The organism is Pseudomonas sp. LBUM1658 (assembly GCF_059716055.1).
In genome coordinates this window covers 6,667,237-6,692,401 of sequence record NZ_CP166798.1, presented here as the reverse complement: position 1 = coordinate 6,692,401, position 25,165 = coordinate 6,667,237, and the positions used below count along the sequence as shown (strand labels likewise).

Below are 25,165 nucleotides of genomic sequence, written 5' to 3'. Positions count from 1 at the left end.
GCGCAGTCCAGCGGGGGCAAGCCCCCTCGCCACAGCAAGCTCCCTCGCCACAAATTACCCGCGGTGCTTTATAGCGGCTTGCTGGCAACACTCACACCCAGGGTATGACTCGCCCCCGGCGCCAGTGTCACCACGTCATCCATCACATTCGCCGTTTCGATGCACAGCATGTGCTGCCAGCCGTCGTCGGCCATATCGCCGAAGCGTGCGGCGCGCTCGATCCAGGGGTTCCAGATCACCGCCGAGCGTGAACCGCGGCTGGTCAGCTGAATGCGCCGCTCCCATGCCGGGTCGACAATGCTCAGTTGTTCGGGCGTATCCAGATAGATGCGGTCGGTTTCTCCGGCAAAGCGCAGATCACCGGCTTGAGTGCAGGTCTTCCAGTCGTCCAGGGTCTCGATATAGCTCAACCCGTCCAGCCCTTCGACGTGCACGTTGCGCACATCGCTGACGGCGAAGTAACTGTGCAGAGCCTGGCTGATGCTTACGCTTTCAGTACCCAGGTTGTGGCTGGTGAGGCTGATGTGCAATTGCTCATGCAGGCGAATGTTCAGCTTCAACTCGACCTTGTGCGGCCAACCCGGCAAGCCCTCTTCAGGCTGTGGCAGAACGAACTCGACATTCAGGTTTTCGCCCTCGGCTTCTATTCCGGCCAGTTCCCAGTCTATCGCCCGTACCAAACCGTGGGCGGTGGCGGGTTCAGTGCTCTGGCGCATGTCCTGAACGCTTTGCGGATTGCGCGCCAGATTGCCGAACCACGGCCAGCACACTGGAACCCCGGCCCGAATGCTTTTGCCGGTGTTGAACACGGCCTCATCGTTGAGCCAGATCAGCGGCGGTTGCCCAGCCAGCTGATAGCTGAGGATGTGCGCACCTTGCTGGGCCACCAGCAATTCGGCCTGACCGTGGCGGATGCGCCAGCAGTTCAGCTCATCCAGTTTCACGGCTTCAACGTTGGGCATAGGCATGCTGCAATCTCACTCGGGAACATTCACTGCAATGGACCCGCAAAGGGCCCAGGAGTTTAACGCCGTGGCGGCACTGAGCGGGTGCGTCCGCTGCCATCGATGGCGACGAAGACAAATACGGCTTCAGTCACTTTACGCCATTCGCTGGACAGCGGATCGTCGCTCCAGACCTCGACCATCATTTGAATCGAGCTACGGCCGATTTCCAGCGCCTGGGTGTAAAACGACAGTTGCGCGCCGACCGCGACTGGCACCAGAAAGGCCATGCGGTCGATGGCAACGGTAGCTACGCGCCCACCGGCCACTTTGCTGGCCATTGCCGTACCGGCGAGGTCCATCTGCGCCACCAGCCAGCCACCGAAAATATCGCCAAAGCCGTTGGTTTCGCGAGGAAGCGCGGTGATTTGCAGGGCTAGATCGCCTTGCGGAATTGGATCTTCTTGTTCGAGCTCTATCATGCCGGGGGTGCCTCTGACCCGTGACTCTCTCTGGTACTTCAGGTGAATAGCCATCTTGGGAAAAACGATTCAGCCCGAACATACTACGTTCGTCGCGTTTTTCGTAAGGCGTACTAAAGGGAAACTCTGCGAAACCGGCTGGATGGTTCCAACTGCGTTTTCGCACAGCAACCCCTTACAAGTCGTTGCAGATTGCGAGTATATCGGTCGATAGACCCCGCGACGACCGTCCGGTTCTCATTTTGACCACCAATTACGCACATCTATGTGCTTTTTCGAACAATTTGCTATGGTGCCGATCCTGTAAGGCCTCAACCAGCGCTGTTGCGGCTTGCAGATCCGACTAATAAGAGAAGCCCTTGCCATGACCAGTGTGCCCTCGAGCATTGCGCAGCCAGCGCAACCCGCACGTCCGTTGACCCGTAACGACTACAAGACTTTGTCGCTGTCTGCCTTGGGTGGAGCGCTGGAGTTTTACGATTTCATTATCTTCGTGTTCTTCGCCACGGTGGTCGGCAAGTTGTTCTTCCCGGCGGACATGCCGGAATGGCTGCGCCTGATGCAGACCTTTGGGATTTTCGCTGCCGGTTATCTGGCTCGGCCGCTGGGCGGCATTGTCATGGCGCACTTTGGCGACCTGCTGGGGCGCAAGAAGATGTTCACCTTGAGCATCTTCATGATGGCCGTGCCAACGTTGATTATGGGGTTGTTGCCGACCTATGCGCAGATCGGCATGTGGGCGCCCATCCTCCTGCTGCTGATGCGGGTGATCCAGGGCGCGGCCATCGGCGGTGAAGTGCCTGGCGCCTGGGTATTCGTATCCGAGCATGTGCCGCAACGTCATATCGGTTATGCCTGCGGCACGCTGACCTGCGGCCTGACTGTCGGGATCTTGCTTGGCTCGCTGGTCGCCACCGCGATCAACAGCATTTACACCCCCGAGCAGGTCGCCGATTACGCCTGGCGTATCCCGTTCCTGCTGGGTGGAGTATTTGGCCTGTTTTCGGTCTACCTGCGTCGCTGGTTGCACGAAACCCCGGTGTTCGCCGAGCTGCAACTGCGCAAGGCCCTGGCCGAAGAAGTGCCGTTGCGTGCGGTGCTGCGCGACCATCGTGGGGCGATCTTGATCTCGATGCTGCTGACCTGGTTGCTCTCGGCAGGGATCATTGTGGTCATTCTGATGACTCCGACGGTGCTGCAGACCATTTATCACTTCTCGCCGACCATTGCGTTGCAGGCCAACAGCCTGGCGATTGTCTTCCTGAGCGTGGGCTGTGTGGCTTCGGGCGCGCTGGCTGACCGTTTCGGTGCCGGCCGGGTGTTCGTATTCGGTAGCGGGGCGCTGTTGCTGACCTCCTGGACCTTCTACCACAGCCTGTTCAACCACCCCGACTGGCTGTTCCCGCTGTATGCGCTGACGGGCCTGTTCGTCGGCACCATCGGCGCGGTGCCGTACGTGATGGTCAAGGCCTTCCCGGCAGTCGTGCGCTTCAGCGGCTTGTCGTTTTCCTACAACCTGGCTTACGCAATCTTCGGCGGCCTGACCCCGATGGTCGTCACCTGGATGCTCAAGGAAAGCCCGTTGGCCCCGGCCTACTATGTGGCGGTTATTTGCAGCATGGGGTTGTTGGTGGGTCTGTATCTGTGGAAAAAGGGGCGTTGATTTAGATATCGGTTGGCGCTAAAGACCTCAGCCACCCATCATCACCGCAATCGCGGAATCACCACCTGAAAGGCCAGCCTTCTAATCGAATGCTGGCCTTTCATCTAATTGTCACATTCCAGTCATAGAGTGTTCACACGGCCCAAAGATACTTGGCCCGACTTAACACACCTATCTGCTAGGAGTAAGGCATGAAACTGAAGCGTTTGATGGCGGCAATGACGTTTGTCGCTGCTGGCGTTGCAACTGCCAATGCGGTTGCCGCTGTTGACCCTGCTATCCCGAGCTACACCAAGACCACCGGTGTGTCGGGCAACTTGTCCAGCGTCGGTTCCGATACCCTGGCGAACCTGATGACCCTGTGGGCCGAGAACTACAAAAAAGAATACCCGAACGTCAACATCCAGATTCAGGCTGCCGGTTCCTCCACTGCGCCACCTGCGCTGACTGAAGGCACCGCTAACCTGGGCCCGATGAGCCGTAAGATGAAGGACAACGAGCTGCAAGCCTTCGAAACCAAATATGGTTACAAGCCGACCGCTATCCCGGTCGCTGTGGATGCCCTGGCCGTGTTTGTGCACAAGGACAACCCGATCAAGCACCTGACCATGGAACAAGTCGACGCGATCTTCTCCTCGACTCGTCTGTGCGGCGCCAAAGCTGACGTGAAAACCTGGGGTGACCTGGGTGTGACCGGCGACCTGGCCAACAAGCCAGTGCAACTGTTCGGTCGTAACTCGGTTTCCGGCACCTACGGCTACTTCAAAGAAGAAGCCCTGTGCAAAGGCGACTACAAGCCAAACGTCAACGAGCAACCAGGCTCGGCGTCGGTTGTGCAATCGATCAGCAGCTCGCTGAACGGCGTCGGTTACTCGGGCATCGGCTACAAGACCGCCAGTGTGAAAACTGTGGCCCTGGCCAAGAAAGGCAGCACTGAGTTCGTTGAAGACACCGAAGAAAACGCCCTCAACGGCAAGTACCCGCTGTCGCGTTTCCTCTACGTCTACGTCAACAAAGCCCCGAACAAGCCTCTGGCCCCGCTGGAAGCCGAGTTCGTGAAACTGATTCTGTCCAAGCAGGGTCAGGAAGTGGTAGTGAAAGACGGCTACATCCCGCTGCCAGCCAAGGTTGCTGCAAAAGCACTGGCTGACCTGGGTCTGCAGGAAGGCGCTGCAGTCGTAAAAAAGTAGCACCCTGAGTCCGGTTTAAATCCGGACTCCTGTGGGAGCGGCTTGCCCGCGAAGCTTTTAGCAGCTGAGATAGCCTGCTCCCACAGACCCCAATTTTCGGTCCGCCGCCAGCGTTGTTGAGCGGCGGATTTGTTGCGTCACTGCATTGTCATCTTTCTGTCATACAGAATCGCTAGGGTGTGCGCATGAATGATCTGGCCAATTCCACCATGACTAACAATCCCCCCAAGCGAATTGACTTCAATACGCCTGAGCTGCAACGCAAGCGCCGCATTCGCGCGCTTAAAGACCGCCTGACCCGCTGGTACGTGCTGATCGGCGGTCTTGCCGTCCTCGGCGCAATCACCCTGATTTTCTTCTTCCTTGGCTACGTGGTGATGCCGCTGTTCCAGGGCGCCGACCTGACCGCGAAAGACGCCATCACCCCGGCCTGGATGCAGGATGCCGGCAAGCCGCTGATGATTTCCCTGGAAGAACAGAACCAGGTCGCCATGCGGGTTTCCGACAAGGGCCAGGCGCTGTTCTTTGACATCGACAGTGGCGCCGAACTGCGCCGCGTCGACCTGCCGATCCCGGCCGGTGTCAGTGTTTCCTCCATCGGTGAAGATCAACCTGGCAGCCCGCTGGTGATTGTCGGCCTGTCTAATGGCCAGGCTCTGACGTTCCGTCATACCTATAAAGTCAGTTATCCAGACGGCAAGAAAACCATCTCCCCGGCCATTGAATACCCGTACGGTGAAACGCCGATCGCGCTCGATGAACAAAGCCGGCCTCTGGAACACGTCAGCCTCAATGCCACCGATTCGGCACTGGTGATTGCCGGGTCTACCGGTTCGCAACTGCACGTGCTGTCGCTGACCCAAGAAGAAAACATGATGACCGGTGAAGTCACCAGTGATCGGGTACGCATCGATTTGCCGCAAATGACCGAGCCGGTCAAAGCCATCTTCATCGACCCGCGCCAGCAATGGCTGTATGTGGTCAATGGGCGGGCTCAGGCCGACGTCTTCAGTCTGCGCGACAAGAGCCTCAACGGTCGCTACAAGCTGCTCGAAAACGGCGAAGCCGAAGTGACCGCCAGTACCCAGCTGGTGGGCGGTATCTCACTGATCATCGGTGATTCCAAGGGTGGCCTGGCCCAATGGTTCATGGCCCGCGACCCGGATGGCGAGCAGCGTCTGAAACAGATCCGCACCTTCCAGATGGGCACCACGCCGATCATCGAGATCACCGCCGAAGAGCGCCGCAAAGGCTTCGTTGCCCTGGACGCCTCGGGCAAGCTCGGCGTATTCCATAGCACCGCGCACCGTACCTTGCTGGTCGATCAAGTGGTCGAGGGCGCCGGGATCTTCGGTCTGTCGCCACGGGCCAACCGGGTGATCGTCGAAGAGGGCGGCAAACTGCAGCCGCTGCTGCTGGAAAACCCGCACCCGGAAGTGTCCTGGAGCGCCTTGTGGAACAAGGTCTGGTACGAGAACTACGACGAGCCTAAATACGTCTGGCAATCGACCGCCGCCAACACCGACTTCGAACCCAAGCTGAGCCTCTCGCCGCTGACGTTCGGTACGCTCAAGGCCGCGTTTTACGCCATGTTGCTGGCCGCCCCGCTGGCCGTTGCCGCCGCGATCTACACCGCTTACTTCATGGCCCCGGGCATGCGCCGCAAGGTCAAGCCGGTGATCGAGTTGATGGAAGCGATGCCGACGGTGATCCTCGGCTTCTTCGCCGGTCTATTCCTGGCGCCGTACGTGGAAGGGCATTTGCCGGGGATTTTCAGTCTGCTGCTGTTGATGCCAATTGGCATCCTGGTTGCCGGCTTCACCTTCAGTCGCCTGCCTGAGTCGCTGCGCCTGCGGGTACCGGACGGCTGGGAAAGCGCGATCCTGATCCCGGTGATCCTGTTCGTCGGCTGGCTCTCGCTGTACATGAGCCCGTACATGGAGACCTGGTTCTTCGGCGGTGACATGCGCATGTGGATCTCCCACGACCTGGGCATCACCTACGATCAGCGCAACGCTCTGGTGGTCGGTCTGGCCATGGGTTTCGCGGTGATTCCGAACATCTACTCGATTGCCGAAGACGCCGTGTTCAGCGTGCCGCGCGGCCTGACCCTGGGTTCGCTGGCACTCGGCGCCACACCATGGCAGACCATGACTCGCGTGGTAATCCTTACCGCCAGCCCGGGCATCTTCTCGGCCTTGATGATCGGCATGGGCCGCGCGGTGGGTGAAACAATGATCGTGCTGATGGCCACGGGTAACACCCCGGTCATGGAAATGAACCTGTTCGAAGGCCTGCGCACCTTGGCCGCCAACGTCGCGGTGGAAATGCCCGAATCGGAAGTCGGCGGCAGCCACTACCGCGTGCTGTTCCTCTCGGCGCTGGTGCTGCTGTTGTTCACCTTCGTCATGAACACCCTCGCCGAGCTGATCCGTCAGCGTCTGCGCAAGAAATACTCGTCGCTTTAAGAAAGGTAGAAGTCTGTGAAACAGAACTCCCTGAAAGGATGGTTCAAGAGCGGCGCCCCAGGCGTCTGGATCAGCGGTGGCGCGGTGTCCATCGCGGTCATCATGACCATCGGCCTGCTGGCCGTGATTGCCGTGCGCGGCTTGGGTCACTTCTGGCCGGCGGACCTGGTGCACGCCCACTACGACGTCCCTGGCCAGGCCAATCAGTTGGTCGTCGGCGAAGTGGTGCAGAAAGAACAAGTACCCCGTGAGCGCTTGAAAAGTGCTGGCCTGCCAGTACCCGATCAAGGCCCGGAGTTCATGACCCGCGAACTGATCAAGGTCGGCAACCGCGACCTGAACGGCACCGATTTTACCTGGATCGTCGGCGAGTGGCTGACCAACCAGACCACGCCACCGGAACTGATGGCCATCGAACGTCGTGAGTGGGGCAACTTCTACGGCTACCTGGTCAACGTCAAACAGGACGGTAAGGTCATCGCTGAAGGCGAAGCGGCCTGGCCGGAGCTGCAAGCCCGGGTCGAGCGAGTCAACCAGCTTGCCGCACAACTCAAAACTCTGGAGAAATCCGACATCGGCGCTATTAACGCCGGTCTCGAACGTGTGCGTCTGCATGCCCGCAAGCTGGAGTTGGCCGGCACGCTCGATGCTGCCGCTCAGGCTGACATGGATGGCGAACGTGCCGAGCTGAACAGCCGTTATCAGGCGATCGAAGCACAACTCAGCGACCTGCACGCCCAGTTCAATCGCGACAGCCTCACGGCCCGTGATGCCAATGGCAAAGAAGTGGAAATCAGCATCGGCAAAGTGGTGCACGCCTATCAGCCGAACGCCATGAGCACCCTGACCAAGGTCGGCTTCTACTTCAGCAAGGTCTGGGAGTTCCTCAGCGACGACCCGCGTGAAGCCAACACCGAAGGCGGGATCTTCCCGGCGATTTTCGGCACCGTGATGATGACCCTGATCATGGCGATGGTCGTCACCCCGTTCGGCGTACTGGCGGCGGTCTACTTGCGTGAATATGCCCGTCAGGGGCCGATGACCCGGCTGATCCGTATCGCCGTGAACAACCTCGCAGGCGTTCCGGCGATCGTTTACGGGGTGTTCGGTCTGGGATTCTTCGTCTACGTACTGGGCGGCTCGGTCGACCGGTTGTTCTTCCCTGAGGCGTTGCCGGCGCCGACCTTCGGTACTCCGGGCCTGCTTTGGGCATCTCTGACGTTGGCATTGCTGGCGGTGCCGGTGGTGATCGTCGCCACTGAAGAAGGCCTGGCGCGGATTCCTCGCACCGTGCGTGAAGGTTCGTTGGCGCTTGGCGCGACCAAGGCGGAAACGCTGTGGAAGATTGTCCTGCCTATGGCCAGCCCGGCGATGATGACTGGCATGATCCTGGCTGTGGCTCGCGCCGCCGGTGAAGTGGCGCCGTTGATGCTGGTAGGTGTGGTGAAACTGGCACCATCGCTGCCGCTGGATGGCAACTACCCGTACCTGCACCTGGACCAGAAAATCATGCACCTGGGCTTCCACATCTACGATGTCGGCTTCCAGAGCCCGAACGTCGAAGCCGCGCGGCCGCTGGTATACGCCACGGCACTGTTGCTGGTAATGGTGATCGCCACGCTCAACCTGTCGGCAGTGTGGATACGTAACCACCTGCGCGAGAAGTACAAAGCTTTGGATAGTTAACCCCTGTAGGAGCGAGCTTGCTCGCGATGGGATGTTCCAGGCGCAGACGATGCGTCGGTTGTCCGATCTTTTCGCGAGCAAGCTCGCTCCTACAGAAGAGCAGAACAATGATGTAGCCGCAGGCCCCGCGAGGGCGGCGGCCAACCGAAACGAATTTGTTAGCACAGGGAGCCTCCCATGCAGCACGAAGCACATAGCCACGGCATCAACATGTCCGCCCTGGGCCGCGACAAGCAAAGCCTGAGCCTGGCGCAAGAAACCGTCGCCATTGAAGTTCCGGGCCTGAGCCTGTACTACGGCGATAAACAAGCGCTGTTCGACGTCAGCCTGAACATTCCCAAGCAGCGCGTGACCGCCTTTATCGGCCCGTCCGGCTGTGGCAAGTCGACCCTGCTGCGCACGTTCAACCGGATGAACGATCTGGTCGATGGTTGCCGGGTAGAAGGCGAAATCAACCTCTACGGCCACAACATCTACCGCAAGGGCGAAGACGTCGCCGAGCTGCGTCGCCGGGTCGGGATGGTGTTCCAGAAGCCCAACCCGTTCCCGAAAACCATCTATGAAAACGTGGTCTATGGCCTGCGCATTCAAGGCATCAACAAGAAGCGTGTGCTCGACGAAGCGGTAGAGTGGGCGTTGAAGGGTGCGGCCCTGTGGGACGAAGTCAAAGACCGTCTGCACGAGTCGGCACTGGGTCTGTCCGGTGGTCAGCAACAACGTCTGGTGATTGCCCGCACCATCGCCGTGGAGCCGGAAGTCCTGCTGCTCGATGAACCCTGTTCGGCGCTGGACCCGATCTCGACGCTGAAAGTCGAAGAGCTGATCTACGAGCTGAAATCCAAGTTCACTATCGTCATCGTTACCCACAACATGCAACAGGCTGCACGGGTCTCCGACTACACAGCGTTCATGTACATGGGCAAACTGGTGGAATTCGGCGACACCGATACCCTGTTCACCAATCCGGCCAAAAAGCAGACCGAAGATTACATCACTGGCCGGTATGGCTAGGAAGCAGCGCCAAGCCGCAAGCTTCAAGCGGCAAGTAAAAGCGGTTCAGCGTAACGACACAGATAGCTTGCAGCTTGTAGCTTGCAGCTCACAGCTTTTGCGGAGCAAATCATGATTTCGAAGGAAGGCCTCACCCACCACATCTCCCAGCAGTTCAATGCCGAGCTCGAGGAGGTGCGCAGTCATCTTCTGGCCATGGGCGGTCTGGTAGAGAAACAGGTCAACGACTCGGTGACCGCGCTGATCGAAGCCGACTCGGGTCTGGCCCAACAAGTGCGGGAGATCGATGACCAGATCAACCAGATGGAGCGCAATATCGACGAAGAGTGCCTGCGCATTCTGGCCCGTCGTCAGCCTGCCGCGTCCGATTTGCGCTTGATCATCAGCATCTCCAAGTCGGTGATCGACCTGGAGCGCATCGGCGACGAAGCCACCAAGATTGCCCGGCGCGCCATCCAGCTGTGCGAAGAGGGTGAAGCCCCGCGCGGCTACGTCGAGGTCCGGCACATCGGTGACCAGGTGCGCAACATGGTCCGCGACGCCTTGGATGCGTTCGCCCGCTTCGACGCCGACCTGGCGTTGTCCGTGGCGCAGTACGACAAGATCATCGACCGCGAGTACAAGACCGCGTTGCGTGAGCTGGCCACCTACATGATGGAAGATCCGCGCTCTATCTCGCGGGTCTTGAGCATCATCTGGGTCCTGCGTTCGCTGGAGCGGATCGGCGATCACGCCCGCAATATCTCGGAAATGGTGATTTACCTGGTGCGCGGCACCGACGTCCGGCACCTGGGTCTCAAGCGCATGAAAGAAGAAGTTGAAGGCACAAGCGCCGAAAGCGCTAATGTTCCGGGCAAAGCTGACGATAAGTAGGATTGCCCGAGAAAAAAACGCCCGGCCTTGAGGTCGGGCGTTTTTGTTTGTGGTTTTCGAATTCATGGCACCCGCGAACAAAAAAAGTCCCGGAGTGATTGAAGAGTTTTGGCAAATTGCCATCAGCCAAGCATTATGCTTACCGGGATTTTTGAAGGGGTGGTCGATGAGTAAGGTTAGTGTGTTGGTGGTAGATGACGCTTCGTTCATTCGCGACCTGGTGAAGAAGTGCCTGCGCAACTACTTTCCGGGCATCAAGATCGAAGAGGCGGTCAACGGCAAAAAGGCTCAGACCTTGCTGGCGCGCGAAGCCTTCGACCTGGTCCTGTGCGACTGGGAAATGCCGGAATTGTCTGGCCTCGAACTGCTGACCTGGTGCCGCGAGCAGGACCACCTCAAAGCCATGCCGTTTGTCATGGTTACCAGCCGCGGCGATAAAGAGAACGTGGTCCAGGCGATTCAGGCCGGGGTTTCCGGTTATGTCAGCAAGCCCTTCACCAACGAGCAGTTGCTGAGCAAAGTCAGGCAGGCTCTGCACAAGGTTGGCAAACTCGAGGCGTTGCTCGCCAACACCACGACCAAAATGAACTCGGCGTTCGGCAACGATTCCCTCAGCGCCCTGACCGGCGGCAAGGCCGAAGTGGTCAAGCCCGTCGCGGCGCCTGCCGCACCTTCTCAGGGCCTGCTTAACAACCCGCCGGTCAAAAAAGCTGCGACGAGCGCGGCATCGTCTGTGGGTGGCCGGGGCCAAGGGCAACTGCGTCTGCCCAATGGCATTCAGCAGTGCGCGATCAAAGCCCTGAGCCTCAAGGAGGCGCTGTTGGTGGTCCGTCGAACTGAAAGCCTGCCGCAGGTACTCGACAGCGCCGTACTCGACCTGGAGCAGGGCGACAACGCCGAAGTGGCCCGCCTCAACGGTTACCTGCACGCGGTCGTGGCCTACGAACAGAAACCGGACAGCGACTGGCTGCAACTGACCTTTCGCTTCGTCGATCAGGATGCGCAGAAACTCGACTACATCTCCCGGTTGATTGCTCGTGGGACGGCGCAGAAGCATTTTGTGCCGGGGGCATAAGCGCCGCCTATAAAAGATCGCAGCCTGCGGCAGCTCCTACAGGGTGCACGACGTGCTTTTGTAGGAGTTGCCATAGGCTGCGATCTTTTGATCTTGCCCTCTTCGAATCTGGCCTATCACTTTCCGCTTTTGAAACATCTTGCGAGTACGTGGGTCCATTGCACCTGCTAGTCTGCCTTCCACGCTTCACTCGACAGATTCTTGCCCATGCTCGCGCGATCACTGCTTTTCTGTGGCCTTTTCATGGTCGCCACTTCGGCTGTGGCCATGACGATCTACAAATCCACCGATGCCAATGGCGTGGTCTCCTACAGTGACCGCCCCACAAGCGGTTCCCAAGTGTTCGTGTTTCGCGATCGGATGGTCGAGCAGTTGGATCACCAGGTTCGTCTCGATATCAAGAAACAGAAGGGCATGGACAGCGTCTTCGTGCGCAACGATTTGTATGCCCCGGTGGAGATCGAGCTGAGTTTCGCCGGGCTGGAGAATGTCAGCGGCGCGCCGAGCCGGCCGATCCGCCGGGTTTTGCCGGCGCGCAGCAACTTGCGCCTGGCGCTGCTCACGGCGACGCGGGCCGGCAAGCCGCTGGCCTATACCCCAAGCTTCCGTTATTCGCTGGGTGACCCTTCAGGGGCCGCAGAGGCCTATCGTTATCCGCTGCCCTGGCAAGGTGGGCCGTTTCGCCTGACGCAAGGTGCCAATGGTCAGTACAGCCACTTCGGGGTCAAGAGTCGTTACGCCATGGACATCGCCATGCCGGAAGGCACACCGATCATCGCGGCCCGTGGCGGGGTGGTGGTGAAGACCGAGAACGCGCAGACCGGGAGGGGGACCGACCCGTCTGGCAATTTCGTTCGGGTACTGCACGACGACGGCACCATGGGCGTCTATCTGCACCTCAAGCGAGGTTCAGTGAATGTCCGGGAAGGGCAGCGGGTGGCAGTGGGCAGCGCGCTGGCGCTGTCGGGCAATACCGGCAACAGCAGCGGCCCGCATCTGCACTTCGTGGTGCAGCGCAATACCGGGCTGGGGCTAGTGTCGATTCCGTACCAGTTCAATCAGCCGGTGGGCAACCTGCCGAATTTTGCATTGGGTAAGCAGTGATGTTGAAACGCAAAAGATCGCAGCCTGCGGCAGCTCCTACAGAGGCCGCGCTACACCCGTGATAAAGGTGAACGCGATCCCCCCCGTAGGAGCTGTCGAGCGAAGCGAGGCTGCGATCTTTTTCAATGCACATGCGGTCGCCCGCGTTGCGATCAATCCAGCATCAACACCTTGGCCAGCACGATTTTCGGGCCTTTCATCTTTTTGATGATGATTCGCAGGCCTTCGACTTCCAGCACTTCTTCTTCTTCCGGCACCCGTTTCAGGGTTTCGTAGATCAGTCCGGCGAGGGTTTCGGCTTCGATATGGTCCAGGTCGATGCCCAGCAGGCGTTCGACTTTGAATAGCGGCGTGTCGCCGCGCACCAGCAGCTTGCCTGGCTGGTAGGCGAGGATGCCGCGTTCGGCCTTGCGGTGTTCGTCCTGAATGTCGCCGACCAATACTTCCAGCACGTCTTCCATGGTCAGGTAGCCGATGATGTTGCCGTCGGCTTCTTCCACCAAGGCAAAGTGCGAACCGCCCTTGCGAAACTGCTCGAGCAATTGCGACAGCGGCATGTGCCGGGACACACGCTCCAGCGGCCGGGTCAGTTCGGCGAGGTTGAACGATTCGGGGATATGGTCCAGCGCCGCCAGTTCCAGCAGCAGGTCCTTGATGTGCAGCAGACCGACGAACTCATTGCGCTCGGTGTCGTAGACCGGGTAGCGGCTGAATTTGTGGCGGCGGAACTGCGCAAGAATTTCCTTGAGTGGAGCGTTGAACTCGATCGACACCAGGTCCTCACGGGAGTTGGCCCAGTCGACCACTTCCAGTTCGCCCATTTCCACGGCCGAGGCCAGTACCCGCATGCCCTGGTCGCTCGGGTCCTGGCCACGGCTGGAGTGCAGGATCAGTTTCAGCTCTTCACGGCTGTAGTGATGATCGTGATGCGGGCCGGGTTCGCCCTGTCCGGCGATCCGCAGGATGGTGTTGGCGCTGGCGTTGAGCAGGTAAATGGCCGGGTACATTGCCCAATAGAACAGGTACAGCGGCACTGCGGTCCACAGCGACAGCAGTTCGGGTTTGCGAATCGCCCAGGATTTGGGGGCCAGTTCACCGACCACAATGTGTAGGTAGGAAATGATGAAGAAGGCGGTAAAGAACGACACGCCTTTGACCACTTCAGCAGACTCTACGCCCACCGCACTGAGCAGCGGCGCCAGCAAGTGCGCGAACGCGGGTTCACCGACCCAGCCCAGGCCCAGGGAGGCGAGAGTGATGCCCAATTGGCAGGCGGACAGGTAGGCGTCGAGCTTGCTGTGTACGGTGCGCAGGATCTGCCCGCGCCAGCCATTTTTATGGGCAATGGCCTCGACCTTGGTCGAGCGCAGTTTGACCATGGCGAATTCGGCCGCAACGAAGAAGCCGTTGAGCAAAACCAGGATAAATGCAAAAAGGATCATGCCGAAGTCGGCGAAGATTGTCGCGAGGGTGAAACTAGGGGAAGGGTCCATGGTGGAGTTTTGCGGGTTCCGTATATTCGAAAAGAAAGTGGCCAGCTGTGCCTGAAAGGCAGGCCCAAGTCAGCCAATGTAGCGGCTGGCAGGGCGATTGCCTAGTGGCGAGTCACTGCCGGCGCTAGTCGGTCAGGCTGCCGGCCCTGGATTTCGTGACCTGGGTGGGCGCGAAATGGCAGGTGAAGGTGCTGCCATGGCCCAGCACGCTGCTGATCTCCATCCGTGCGCGGTGACGCAGCAGCACGTGTTTGACGATGGCCAGGCCCAGGCCGGTGCCGCCAGTGTTGGAGTTGCGGCTGGAGTCGACGCGATAAAAACGCTCGGTCAGACGCGGCAGGTGTTTGCTGTCGATGCCGATGCCGGAGTCCTGCACGCTGAGGTGTGCGCCTTGTTCGTCGCCCCACCAGCGAATGTGGATATTGCCTTCGGCCGGGGTGTACTTCACCGCGTTGAACACCAGATTGGAAAACGCACTGCGCAGTTCGGCCTCGCTACCCTTGAGCAAAATCGACGGGTCGGCTTCCAGTGTGATGCATTGATTGCGTTGCCCGGACAATGCCTGGGCATCGTTCTTGATCGATTGCAGCAGGCTGTCGATCGCCACTGGCTGGTTGTCTGACGGGTAGTCGGTGGCTTCCAGCTTGGCCAGCAGCAACAAGTCATTGAGCAGGGTCTGCATGCGTCCGCCTTGCTGCTGCATTTGCTGCAAGGCGCGGGTCCAGCGCGGGTTCACCTCTTCAACATTATCGAGCAAGGTTTCCAGGTAACCGCAAATCACTGTCAGCGGAGTACGCAGCTCATGGGAGACGTTGGCGATGAAGTCTTTGCGCATCTGTTCAAGCTGATGAATACGGGTGACATCGCGCACCAGCATCAAATGTTCGTTATTGCCGTAGCGGGTGATGTATAGCTGGATGCGCAGCCGATCGTTGATCGGCGAAGGGATTTCCAGTGGTTCGGCGTAGCTGTCCTGCTCGAAATATTCCTTGAAGCGCGGGTGACGAACCAGGTTAGTCACCGGCTGGCCGCTGTCTTGCGGGGTTTTCAGGCCGAGCAGGGTCTCTGCGGCGCGGTTCCACCATTCCAGGTTGCCGTCGCTGTCGAGCATGATCACGGCGTCTTTCAACGCAGCAGTGGACTCCTGAACCCGGTCGATAACCGCTTGCAGGCGCCCGCGCACTCGCTGGTCGCGGCGTTGCAGGTGGTAGATGCTGTCGAACACTTCGCCCCACAGGCCATAGCCATCGGGTGGTGCTTCGTCGGGTTTTTGCAGGCGTAGCCATTGATGCAGGCGCAGCAGCTGCTTGAGAGTCCAGGCCAGATAAATCGCCAGGCCAATGGCCAGGCTCAAGCCGTAGTAGCCGCTGATCAAGCCGACCAGCAAACAGCCGGTGATCAGGAGCAGCATGTGGCGGATCAGGGTGCCATGCCAGTTTTGATTCACTTAAACACGCGTCCTTGTCAGCTTGTCTGGCGGGTGAAAATCAGCTCAGCCTTTGGTGGAAAAGCGATAGCCGGTGCCGCGCACGGTTTGTACCAGATTCTCATATGCCTCGCCGAGGGCTTTGCGCAGACGACGGATATGCACGTCGACGGTGCGTTCCTCGACATACACATTGCCGCCCCAGACCTGATCGAGCAGTTGCCCGCGGGTGTAGGCGCGTTCCTGGTGAGTCATGAAAAATTGCAGCAAGCGGTATTCGGTCGGGCCCATCTCCGCGGGTGTGCCGTCGATGGTCACGCGGTGGCTGATCGGGTCGAGGAGCAGGCCGCCGACTTCGATCGGCGATTCGCCTTCGGTCGGGCCTGCGCGGCGCAGCACGGCCTTGAGACGGGCGACCAGTTCGCGCGGGGAAAAGGGTTTGGTGATGTAGTCATCGGCGCCGACTTCCAGGCCCTGGATCTTGTTGTCCTCTTCGCCCTTGGCGGTGAGCATGATGATCGGGATATCCCCGGTCAGCTCATCGCGCTTGAGGCGTCGGGCCAATTCGATGCCCGAGGTGCCGGGGAGCATCCAGTCGAGCAGAATCAGGTCGGGCTTGCGGTCGACGATGATGGCATGGGCCTGCTGGGAGTTTTCCGCCTCCATACAGTCGTAGCCGGCCATTTCCAACGCAACGGCGATCATCTCGCGGATGGGCGCTTCGTCGTCGACTATCAGAATGCTCCTGCCTACCATGCTCAGTCCTCTTGTCATTTAACTGTCTTGCGCCGCATTAGATAACGGAATTATTGCAGTCGTGTGACAGTATTTTAGTCCCACGGCGATCTGCGCGTTCCTGAACTAAGCTCTAAGTCCGAATCCTGACAACCACAAGAGGAAGGTTTCCATGACTTACAGCACTGTTTCCTGGAAAGCGCTATTGGTGACTGCTGCACTGGCCCTGCCGGGGCTGGCGTTTGCCGCAGAGCCGGCGATGATGAAAGGCGGCATGATGGTCGACCACAAAGGCATGACGGTGTACACGTTCGATAAGGACAGTGGTGGCAAGTCGATGTGTAACGATGATTGTGCCAAGAACTGGCCGCCGATGATGGCCCCGGCGGGCGCCAAAGCCGAAGGCAAGTGGTCGACCATCAAGCGTGATGACGGCAAGATGCAATGGGCTTATGACGGCAAGCCGTTGTACACCTTCATGAAGGACGAAAAACCGGGAGAAATGAAAGGCGACGGCATGAAGGACGTCTGGCACGTAATGCACGAGTCGCAGAAGTAGCCGACTCTAGCCATCTGTGGGAGCGGGCTGGCTCGCGAAGCGATTTTTCAGGTATTGCGCGTTATCGTTCTTCGCGAGCAAGTCGGATCGCCGCACCGCCGCTTCCACAGGTTTTTTATCCACCCGTCAGTGCACGGCGTAATCCAGCACGATCCCGACAAAAATCGCCAACCCTGCCCAATGGTTGTGCAAAAACGCCTTGAAGCAGCGCTGTGGATCTTTCCCGCGGGTGTACCAGAACTCCCAGACAAAACACGCCGCGGCCGCCACAAGCCCAAGGTGGAACCAGCCGCCCAACTCGAAGCGCGACCCTGCCAGCAACAGGCAGCCCAGTGCCAGCCCCTGCAAGGTGAGAATGATCGCCCGATCCGCATCGCCAAACAGAATCGCCGTGGATTTCACGCCGATCTTCAGGTCATCGTCGCGATCGGTCATGGCGTAATAAGTGTCGTAACCCACGGTCCACAGCAGGTTGGCGATATACAGCAGCCACGCGGCGGCCGGCAGGTCACCGGTCTCGGCGGTGAACGCCATCGGCATGCCCCAAGAGAATGCCGCGCCCAGCACAACTTGTGGGTAGTAGGTGTAACGCTTCATGAAGGGGTAGCAGGACGCCAGCGCCAGCCCGCCGAACGACAGCCAGATAGTCGTCGAATTGGTGCACAGCACCAGCAAAAAGCTCAGACTCATCAGCACGGCAAAGAACACCAGCGCCTCTTTGGAGCCGATCCTGCCGCTGACCAGCGGACGCTGCGCAGTGCGTTTGACGTGGCCGTCGACCTTGCGATCGGCCCAATCGTTGATCACGCAACCACCGGCACGGGTCAGCACTACGCCAAGGACGAAGATCACCACGTTGCTCAGCGATGGCGAACCCTTGCCGGCAATCCATAGCGCCCAGAGGGTCGGCCACAGCAGCAGGTAAATGCCGATTGGCTTGTCCATCCGGGTCAGTTGAATGAAGTCCCAGGCCCGTGGGTTAAGGCGATTCAGCGATTTGAGCAGGCTCAGGTACATCAACAGTTCTCCGGATGGGCGCTCGCGGCGAGCCAAAGGGTCGGGAGGAATATCTCGGCTACCAGTATGCTCAAGGCACCCCGGTCAAAACGCGAGCGCCGTCCCCAAAGCCCGGGAACCTGGGTCTCTGCAGGCAACCATTGTGGTGGATAGTGGCAGACCTCGATGGCGCGGCGCTGAAACGCCTGATCGCAGAACAACAATTCGCCCAGCGAACGGCTGCCGAGTTCATCCATATGCAACCCGCCATCCTGCAAGGCACTGCGCGCCGCCACGCTGCGGGCAAACACCCAGGCCTGGCCATGACCGCGCAAAAACACCTCGCGGACCCAACCCTCGCTCTTTTCGGGCAGGCCCAGCGCGGCGCATTCGTCCTCACGCAAAATTTGCCAGCCTTCAAGCAGCGGAGTAACACTGAAACTGTCATTCGACAGCCGAGTCAGGCGGCGGGTCAGTGAGCCTTCATCGAATAACCAGTCGAGAGTTCGCGCCTCGGGGAGGGGCGACAGCCGGCTTTGCGGCAACCAGGCAGGGGCAGAGGGGAGGGGTATTGAGTGCGGCACAGTGAGTCATTATTGGCAGCAAATGAGGCGGCGAGCTTACCATGTCGACGGGCGATTTAGCCTGATCGGCTGCGGCCCATGCATCGAACGAGCTTGCATCTGTCGATCCCGATCAGTACAAAACGCCCTGAGCCGGACGGCAACCCAAGTGTCATCGGTAATGACCCCATCGATCGTCCGCGCCAGCGATAGCCTGAGAATCTGAGGATACACCTAATGAAGAAGTGGCAATGTGTGGTCTGTGGCCTGATTTACAATGAGGCTGACGGTTGGCCAGACGACGGCATCGCGCCCGGTACCCTGTGGCAAGACGTCCCGGCAGACTGGCTGTGCCCGGACTGCGGCGTGGGTAAAATGGATTTCGAAATGATCGAAATCGGTTAATCGCAGCTTTCGAATCAATATAAAAAGGACAAAGGCATGAACGCACCTGTGGTGATCGTCGGCACTGGGCTGGCTGGCTACAACCTGGCCCGGGAGTTTCGCAAACTCGATGGCGAAACCCCGCTGCTGCTGATTACTGCAGATGATGGTCGTTCCTACTCCAAGCCGATGCTGTCCACCGGCTTTGGCAAAAACAAGGACGCCGACGGCCTGAGCATGGCCGAGCCCGGGGCCATGGCCGAGCAACTCAAGGCCGAGATCCGCACCCATACCCGCATCAGCGGCATTGACCCGGGCCACAAGCGCCTGTGGATCGGCGAAGAAGCGGTGATGTATCGCGACCTAATCTTCGCCTGGGGCGCGGAAACTGTGCGAGTGCCGGTGCAAGGCGATGCACCTGAGGCGATCTTCCCGATCAACGACCTCGAAGACTATGCCCGCTTTCGCGCCGCGACTATCGGCAAGCACCGGGTGCTGCTGCTCGGCGCCGGGTTGATCGGCTGTGAGTTCGCCAACGACCTGATTCTCGGCGGCTATGAAGTGCAACTGGTGGCACCCTGCGAGCAGGTGATGCCAACCTTGCTGCATCCGGCTGCCGCTGCGGCGGTCCAGGCCGGTCTGGAAAGTATCGGTGCGCGCTTCCATCTCGGCCCGGTGCTCAATAGCTTGCAGCGCACCGCAGACGGGCTTGAGGCCCACCTCTCCAACGGTCAGGTCATCTCCTGCGATGTGGTGGTGTCAGCCATCGGCCTGCGTCCGCGCATCGACCTGGCAGCCGCAGCTGGCCTGGTGGTCAATCGCGGTGTAGTGGTCGATCGTCATCTGCAGACCTCCCACGCCAATATCTACGCCCTGGGCGACTGCGCCGAAGTCGACGGGTTGAACCTGCTGTATGTCATGCCACTTATGAGCTGCGCCCGTGCGCTGGCCCAGACCTTGGCGGGCAACCCGACGATCGTCAACTATGGCCCCATGCCGATTACCGTGAAAACACCGGTCTGCCCACTGGTGGTTTCGCCACCGCCACGGGGTTCTGAGGGTATCTGGACGGTCGAAGGCGAGGGCGTCAATATCAAGGCGTTGTGCCGTGATGCCAGCGGTAAACTGCTGGGTTATGCCCTGACCGGCAGTGCCGTTATGGAAAAACTCGCTCTAAACAGGGAGCTTCCAGCACTGCTGGCATAAATGCCGGTCGTTCTGTCGGATACACCACGCTTTTGCCCCTACAAAGGTCGCGGGGAGACTGGCGCCACTGCTGTCGGCGTGCCATCCTCACTCCCGTCTGCCGCAGAGTAGAGCCTGCGGCGCTTTGGGCGCTGTTCCGGAAGAACAGCACGGACATAACAACAAAAAACCGTCAAAGAGGCTTCACTATGCGTAAACCAGATCTCGCAGCCGCCATTGCTGAAAAAGCTGATCTCACCAAAGAACAGGCCAATCGCGTTCTTAACGCCGTTCTCGAAGAAATCACCGGCGCTCTGCACCGTAAAGACAGCGTCACCCTGGTGGGCTTCGGCACCTTCCTGCAACGCCACCGCGGCGCCCGTACCGGCAAAAACCCGCAAACCGGCGAGCCTGTGAAAATCAAGGCAAGCAACACCGTTGCCTTCAAACCGGGCAAATCGCTGAAAGATAGCGTCAATCCGTAACGGATACGGACTCCCCGGATAGTGGGGAAGCAATATTTAAGATGGGCACGCCAACCAGATTGGGTGCCCATTTTTTGTGGGGGCGGGTTTGCTGGGCGGCGGTCTGTGCCCGAAAAACCTGTGGGAATGATGCCTTTGTGGCGAGGGACCTTGCTCCCGCGCCACAGGGGAACAGCGCACCCGTCTAGTGTCTGGTTGCACACACCAAAGCCCGCCGCTTATAGTTCGCCCGTCTGCTGACTCCGGTTAGCGACAGGGTTTCGCAGCCCGTACAGAAATGTTTTACCAGCACCGTCAAAAGACAACATGGGCAAATATTGCCTGCGTTTCGTTTTATGGCGGCTGTGCGTGGGAGACCTTCGGGTCTGCCGGGTTTATTCATTTCCTCGGTCTGCGAACCCGCGCACAGCTGCCACCCATTTTTGTTTCGCAGCGAAAGGTGGCATTTCATTAATTCGAAATGAGTTTTCACCTATGACCACCCAAAATCCGCCCGACCGCTTCATCCCCTTCACCAATATCGTCACCGACGAACCCGTCCTGATGATCGACAGCCAAGCCCCGCTAAGCGATCTGCACGCCTGCGTCAGCGAACGCCTGCACACCGTCCTCAATTACCTGACCCTGATGGCCTGCACCAATATCCCTGACTACGCGGAACGCGACATCAGCACCGTCGTCAATGTCGCCCGCCTGATGATTCAGGACATCACTGATGTGTTTGGGGTGATTGAGAGGCGAGGGATGGGGGAAGCCTGAGACTGGTGTTAGCGATCTGGAATAATACGCCCGCAGAGATGCGGGTTTTCAGAAAGAGGGCAGATTTGTTTTCTAGATCCCACTCGAGAGAAAGGCCGGTTTGATTAAGTTCTGAAACAAAAAACCCGCCAATTGAGGCGGGTTGATTGGTACTTTCATCTGTCCTCGGGGGGAGGCTTTCGCCCACGAATCCCGTGGCTAGTGAGCTAACTGTAAGGAAAACTGATGGTGTCGTCAATCACGGCTATAGGCGGGGTCGTCCGGAACGCTCTCTCCACTGCAAGAATGGGAACCTATGAAACCCTTGCAACTGCTGCCGGTCGAGATCTGGAGGGAGCGTTGGCTCTTTATGCATGGAACGCCCAGGTGTCTGGGCGCTCTTGCCGCCGCTCCATATCTGTGAGGTGGTGATCCGAAACGCTGTCGCGGATGCTCTTGAGGCGTTGTACGGTGCTCGGTGGCCATGGAGTGCGACCTTTGAGGGGAGTCTTCCAAAAACCAAAGGGCCTGTTTATAGCACCCTGGACGATCTGGTAAAGACTCGACAACGCTTCCGGACTACGGGACAAGTGATCGCCGAATTGAAGTTCGCGTTTTGGGGAACGCTTTTCACTGGTCGACATGACACTCGGATCTGGGATCCTCACCTGAGGCGTGTGCTGCCGAATTTAGACGCTAGTAAAACGGTCGCCCAACTGCGCCGCGAAATTAACAATGACTTGAACACCATCCGGCTTCTGAGGAATCGAATTGCGCATCATGAGCCGATTGTTTCTCGAAACCTGGTCGCTGAGTTCGGTTTGGCGCACCGACTGGTCGAGGCCCGTTGCACAGTGTCAGCGGGCTGGTTAATGGCTGAACAGCAGGCGCTTGCGGTCATTGCGGGACGGCCTTTCTAAGACTCGAGACAAGAAGTAAAAGGCTTATTTCGCCGACTTCTTTTTTCGCTATTGCGCGGCGCAGTTTCAACGCGTCAGGATGAACCTGCACCGCCCAACAAAGCCCTGAAACAGGGCTTCACCTCACTCAATACCCCAGCGACAACCCCGACCCACGCCGCGGATCGTTCGCGCCGTAGTAACGGTTTTTACCAACCGGTTTGCCGCCGAGCGACGGTGCTCCGACCAGAATCGCCGCGAGGTGGTTGGCGTCCTGCGGGCCGGTGAATTTCTGGCCCCAGCTTTCGAGGATTTTCTGGGTGTCGGGGCTGACGGCGAAGGTTTCGAGGTTGGTTTCTTCCGGCATCCACTGTTGATGGAATCGCGGGGCATCGACCGCTTCCTGGATGTTCATGCCATAGTCGATGACGTTGAGGATCGTCAGCAAGGTGGCGGTGATGATCCGGCTGCCGCCTGGGGTGCCGACGACCATCACGGTTTTGCCGTCCTTGGTGACGATGGTCGGGCTCATTGAGGACAGCGGCGCTTTGCCTGGGGCGATGGCGTTTGCTTCCCCTTGCACCAACCCGTACATGTTGGGCACGCCGACCTTGGCGGTGAAGTCGTCCATTTCGTCGTTGAGGATGACGCCGGTCTTGCTGGCCATGACCCCGGCGCCGAACCAATCGTTGAGGGTGTAGGTCACCGAAACCGCATTGCCCCATTTGTCGACGATCGAGTAGTGCGTGGTGTTACTGCCTTCGTGGGGCGCGACCCCGGGTTTGATCTCTTGGGATACGCCAGCTTTTTGCGGGTCGATGGCCGCGCGCAGCTTGGCCGCATAGTCCTTGTCCAGCAGGTGTGCTACCGGGTTTTTGACGAAGTCGGGGTCACCCAGGTAGCTGTTGCGGTCGACATAGGCATGGCGCATGGCCTCGATCTGATAGTGCAACCCCTGAGCCGAGTGATAGCCCAGGCTTGGCATTGGATAGCCTTCGAGGATGTTCATGATCTCGCAAATAATCACCCCGCCCGAGCTCGGCGGCGGAGCAGAAATGACGTGGTAGCCGCGGTAGTCGCATTCGATCGGCGCGAGTTCGCGGGTTTTATAGTTATCGAGGTCGGCTTGAGTGATGAGGCCTTTGCCGGCCTGGCTCGAGGCGACGATGGCCTCGGCCACCCAGCCCTTGTAGAAACCGTCAGCACCTTTGCTGGCAATTTCCCGCAGTGTCTTGGCCAGGTCTTTTTGCACCAGCTTCTGGCCGACTTGCAGCGGCTCACCGTTGCTCAGGAAGATCGAGCCCGAATCGTTCATGTCTTTCTTGAATACTTCAGTCGCGGTTCCGAGCAGGTCGACATCGCCCCGATCCAGCACGAAGCCGTCCTCGGCGTACTTGATGGCCGGCATGATGACGTGGCCCCGTTTCATCGTGCCGTATTTCTCCAGCGCCAGTTCCATGCCTGACACGGTCCCCGGAACGCCGACAGCCAAGTGCCCTTTGGTGCTCAAGTCCGGGACGACATTGCCATCCTTGTCGAGGTACATGTTCGCGGTGGCCGCCAGGGGAGCTTTCTCGCGGAAGTCGAGGAAAGTCTTGCGGCCATCGGCCAACTGGATCGTCATGAAACCGCCGCCGCCAAGGTTGCCTGCAGCGGGGTAGACCACCGCCAGCGCATAGCCGACCGCCACGGCGGCATCGATAGCGTTGCCGCCGTCCTTGAGGATGTCTACGCCGATGCGGGTGGCAATATGTTGCGCGGTGACTACCATGCCGTTTTCGGCAGCCACCGGAGCTTGCGAAGCCGCCTGCGCACAGGTGAAACCAAGGACGAATGCCGTCGCAATAAGCGATTTGGCAAGGGGTTCGAAGGTCATGGGTCGAGTCTCTTGTTTTAAGGTCGGGGGAGAGTCGTGTCAGATAGCCGACTGCCACTAGACTGTAGGACAGTTTTCGCTCGCCTGATCCGTTAAAACACAGCCAGCAGGCTTCTCACTGATCATTCGGCCACTGAGGGATCTGTGCTGCCATCACCCATGTCGGGTTGTTCCGCCGCGTTCCCATCGTCGGCAGGAACTTGCTCGTCAGTTCTTTCGTCCTGCACAGACTCCTGGCCAGGCAGAGGAACTTCTCGCGGTACCGGTCCGAATCGAACTGGCATTTCAATGGCTTTGCCGAGACTCCCTTCGATTTGCCCGGCCAGGTAAAGAACCGATGCCATGACCCCGGTGGTGGGACTCTTGACCAGCTTGAGCCACGCCTGGTCAAAGGCGGTGCCGAGGTTCTGCCGAACCTGCGCTTCCATTTCCGGCCGATCGCTCTCGTGGGCCATGGCGCGAATACCTGCGGCGCCCATGGAAATCATCATGCCCGCTACCCGGCCGGCCGCCGCTGCAGCGGCGCTGGCGATACCTCGGCTGGCGAATTGGGCCTCGAATTTTTCGCTGGTGCGTTTCGCCACTGTCGATATGGCCGCATCCGATGTATTGGCGCCGGTTTTGGCCGCGACAGCATGGATCTGATCGGTCAGGGCCACATAGGCCGGCAGCGTGGCGATCGGCGCGGTGTGGATTACTTGGTAGAGCGAAGCGTTGTTAGCGGGCGGAGGCGCCAAGGTGATCGCTGGAATGTCCTGGAGCCGGCGATTGAGTTGTTCCGCGGGGACACCATAGCGCCGGGCTATAGCCTGAAGTTGTGTGCTCATGAGTTGAACGTAGAATTCCGTCGCCTGCCCCATAATCGCATCGGGATCGATCTCTACGGCGACGGGGGCGAGCACTCGATCGTGGTATTGCTCCTGCAGATAGGCCGCCAATCGTTTTGTCGAACGGTCTTTCTCATCTTTTCCAGCGCTTATGGTGTACCAGGTCACCTTCATGGACAGCCATTCCTGGGTCCAGTAGTTGCTGAACCACGGAATGAAGTCTTCCTCGGTGCGCTGGTAGACGCGCAGTCTCCAGTGATCCATGGAGCCGCGGGTGTAGATCTTGGCCTGGCCTGTGGCGTCTTTGGAGGCGGCGACTATGTCCTGATCGACCCGCCGCCAGGTGTCTTCCGAGATCCGCACCTGCGGCCTCAGCTCGGGGGGACGCTCTTTCGTGGCGCACCCGACCAACGCCACCATCAAGGCGACGAGCAGGGCAACGATCAGGGAGCGCAGATTCAAGATCGCAGTCCCCCAAAAAATACCGAATGGAACGTCTGGCG

Annotated in this window: 23 protein-coding genes; 14 read left to right on the top strand and 9 right to left on the bottom strand. The window is 59.3% G+C overall.

All coding sequences use genetic code 11. The features are described 5' to 3' along the window. Nucleotides 1-68 precede the first annotated feature (68 nt). Nucleotides 69-968, bottom strand: coding sequence for a D-hexose-6-phosphate mutarotase (locus tag ACA064_RS30945; protein ID WP_497671478.1), 900 nt, complete (start codon nt 966-968; stop codon nt 69-71). Between the two features lie 56 nt (nt 969-1,024). Further along, the gene (locus ACA064_RS30940) at nt 1,025-1,426 is read right to left on the bottom strand and encodes an acyl-CoA thioesterase (RefSeq protein ID WP_150640794.1); all 402 of its coding nucleotides are present in this window, start codon (nt 1,424-1,426) and stop codon (nt 1,025-1,027) included. 364 nt (nt 1,427-1,790) lie between these two features. Between ACA064_RS30940 and ACA064_RS30935 the strand changes: the two genes are divergently transcribed. The 8 genes from ACA064_RS30935 (at nt 1,791) to ACA064_RS30900 (ending at nt 12,496) form a co-directional block, all read left to right on the top strand. Next, nucleotides 1,791-3,089: an MFS transporter gene (locus ACA064_RS30935; RefSeq protein ID WP_497671477.1), complete on the top strand. Its 1,299-nt coding sequence runs from the start codon at nt 1,791-1,793 to the stop codon at nt 3,087-3,089. 191 nt (nt 3,090-3,280) lie between these two features. Continuing rightward, entirely contained in the window at nt 3,281-4,279 is a 999-nt protein-coding gene (locus ACA064_RS30930) for a phosphate ABC transporter substrate-binding protein PstS (RefSeq protein ID WP_150640792.1), read from the top strand. Between the two features lie 434 nt (nt 4,280-4,713). Then, entirely contained in the window at nt 4,714-6,747 is a 2,034-nt protein-coding gene (locus ACA064_RS30925; protein ID WP_497674360.1) for an ABC transporter permease subunit, read from the top strand. 15 nt (nt 6,748-6,762) lie between these two features. Next, entirely contained in the window at nt 6,763-8,433 is a 1,671-nt protein-coding gene (pstA, locus tag ACA064_RS30920) for a phosphate ABC transporter permease PstA (protein ID WP_497671476.1), read from the top strand. A 177-nt stretch (nt 8,434-8,610) separates the two neighbouring features. Beyond that, nucleotides 8,611-9,444, top strand: coding sequence for a phosphate ABC transporter ATP-binding protein PstB (gene pstB, locus ACA064_RS30915; protein WP_150803816.1), 834 nt, complete (start codon nt 8,611-8,613; stop codon nt 9,442-9,444). A gap of 111 nt (nt 9,445-9,555) precedes the next feature. After that, entirely contained in the window at nt 9,556-10,317 is a 762-nt protein-coding gene (phoU, locus tag ACA064_RS30910) for a phosphate signaling complex protein PhoU (RefSeq protein ID WP_497671475.1), read from the top strand. Between the two features lie 166 nt (nt 10,318-10,483). Next, complete coding sequence (locus ACA064_RS30905) at nt 10,484-11,392, top strand: response regulator (protein ID WP_497671474.1); 909 nt, start codon at nt 10,484-10,486, stop codon at nt 11,390-11,392. 207 nt (nt 11,393-11,599) lie between these two features. Next, nucleotides 11,600-12,496 carry a peptidoglycan DD-metalloendopeptidase family protein gene (locus ACA064_RS30900; protein ID WP_497671473.1) on the top strand — a complete coding sequence of 299 codons (897 nt, stop codon included), beginning with the start codon at nt 11,600-11,602 and terminating at the stop codon, nt 12,494-12,496. A gap of 152 nt (nt 12,497-12,648) precedes the next feature. Here the strand turns inward: ACA064_RS30900 and ACA064_RS30895 are convergent, their stop codons facing one another. The 3 genes from ACA064_RS30895 to phoB form a co-directional block, all read right to left on the bottom strand. Then, nucleotides 12,649-13,989, bottom strand: a complete 1,341-nt coding sequence (locus ACA064_RS30895; protein ID WP_497671472.1) for a hemolysin family protein — start codon at nt 13,987-13,989, stop codon at nt 12,649-12,651. 124 nt (nt 13,990-14,113) lie between these two features. Further along, entirely contained in the window at nt 14,114-15,400 is a 1,287-nt protein-coding gene (phoR, locus tag ACA064_RS30890) for a phosphate regulon sensor histidine kinase PhoR (protein ID WP_497674359.1), read from the bottom strand. 81 nt (nt 15,401-15,481) lie between these two features. Beyond that, on the bottom strand, nt 15,482-16,171 hold the full coding sequence (phoB, locus tag ACA064_RS30885) for a phosphate regulon transcriptional regulator PhoB (protein WP_497671471.1): 690 nt from the start codon (nt 16,169-16,171) through the stop codon (nt 15,482-15,484). Between the two features lie 151 nt (nt 16,172-16,322). On the opposite strand from phoB, the gene ACA064_RS30880 reads away from it, so the two are divergent. Continuing rightward, the gene (locus ACA064_RS30880; protein WP_497671470.1) at nt 16,323-16,709 is read left to right on the top strand and encodes a COG4315 family predicted lipoprotein; all 387 of its coding nucleotides are present in this window, start codon (nt 16,323-16,325) and stop codon (nt 16,707-16,709) included. A 126-nt stretch (nt 16,710-16,835) separates the two neighbouring features. Here ACA064_RS30880 and ubiA read toward each other — a convergent pair whose 3' ends face one another. Further along, on the bottom strand, nt 16,836-17,726 hold the full coding sequence (gene ubiA / locus ACA064_RS30875; RefSeq protein ID WP_497671469.1) for a 4-hydroxybenzoate octaprenyltransferase: 891 nt from the start codon (nt 17,724-17,726) through the stop codon (nt 16,836-16,838). Next, nucleotides 17,726-18,289, bottom strand: a complete 564-nt coding sequence (locus ACA064_RS30870) for a chorismate--pyruvate lyase family protein (protein ID WP_497671468.1) — start codon at nt 18,287-18,289, stop codon at nt 17,726-17,728. Before ACA064_RS30870 ends, ubiA begins: the two co-directional genes overlap by 1 nt. Nucleotides 18,290-18,505: 216 nt before the next feature. Between ACA064_RS30870 and ACA064_RS30865 the strand changes: the two genes are divergently transcribed. The 5 genes from ACA064_RS30865 (at nt 18,506) to ACA064_RS30845 (ending at nt 21,980) form a co-directional block, all read left to right on the top strand. Next, a complete protein-coding gene (locus ACA064_RS30865; protein ID WP_150640779.1) occupies nt 18,506-18,673 on the top strand; it encodes a rubredoxin in 168 nt (55 codons plus the stop codon). A 36-nt stretch (nt 18,674-18,709) separates the two neighbouring features. Continuing rightward, on the top strand, nt 18,710-19,858 hold the full coding sequence (locus tag ACA064_RS30860) for an NAD(P)/FAD-dependent oxidoreductase (protein ID WP_497671467.1): 1,149 nt from the start codon (nt 18,710-18,712) through the stop codon (nt 19,856-19,858). 188 nt (nt 19,859-20,046) lie between these two features. Further along, entirely contained in the window at nt 20,047-20,322 is a 276-nt protein-coding gene (locus tag ACA064_RS30855) for an HU family DNA-binding protein (RefSeq protein WP_003195589.1), read from the top strand. 474 nt (nt 20,323-20,796) lie between these two features. Then, nucleotides 20,797-21,081 (top strand): fructose-bisphosphate aldolase, encoded by a 285-nt coding sequence (locus ACA064_RS30850; RefSeq protein ID WP_497671466.1) that lies wholly within the window; start codon nt 20,797-20,799, stop codon nt 21,079-21,081. A 353-nt stretch (nt 21,082-21,434) separates the two neighbouring features. Continuing rightward, on the top strand, nt 21,435-21,980 hold the full coding sequence (locus ACA064_RS30845) for a hypothetical protein (RefSeq protein ID WP_497671465.1): 546 nt from the start codon (nt 21,435-21,437) through the stop codon (nt 21,978-21,980). Between the two features lie 127 nt (nt 21,981-22,107). Here the strand turns inward: ACA064_RS30845 and ggt are convergent, their stop codons facing one another. Together ggt and ACA064_RS30835 are read right to left on the bottom strand one after the other, a co-directional pair. Continuing rightward, nucleotides 22,108-23,835: a gamma-glutamyltransferase gene (ggt, locus tag ACA064_RS30840; RefSeq protein WP_497671464.1), complete on the bottom strand. Its 1,728-nt coding sequence runs from the start codon at nt 23,833-23,835 to the stop codon at nt 22,108-22,110. A 122-nt stretch (nt 23,836-23,957) separates the two neighbouring features. Continuing rightward, nucleotides 23,958-25,124, bottom strand: a complete 1,167-nt coding sequence (locus ACA064_RS30835) for a hypothetical protein (protein ID WP_497671463.1) — start codon at nt 25,122-25,124, stop codon at nt 23,958-23,960. Between the last annotated feature and the right edge of the window lie 41 nt (nt 25,125-25,165).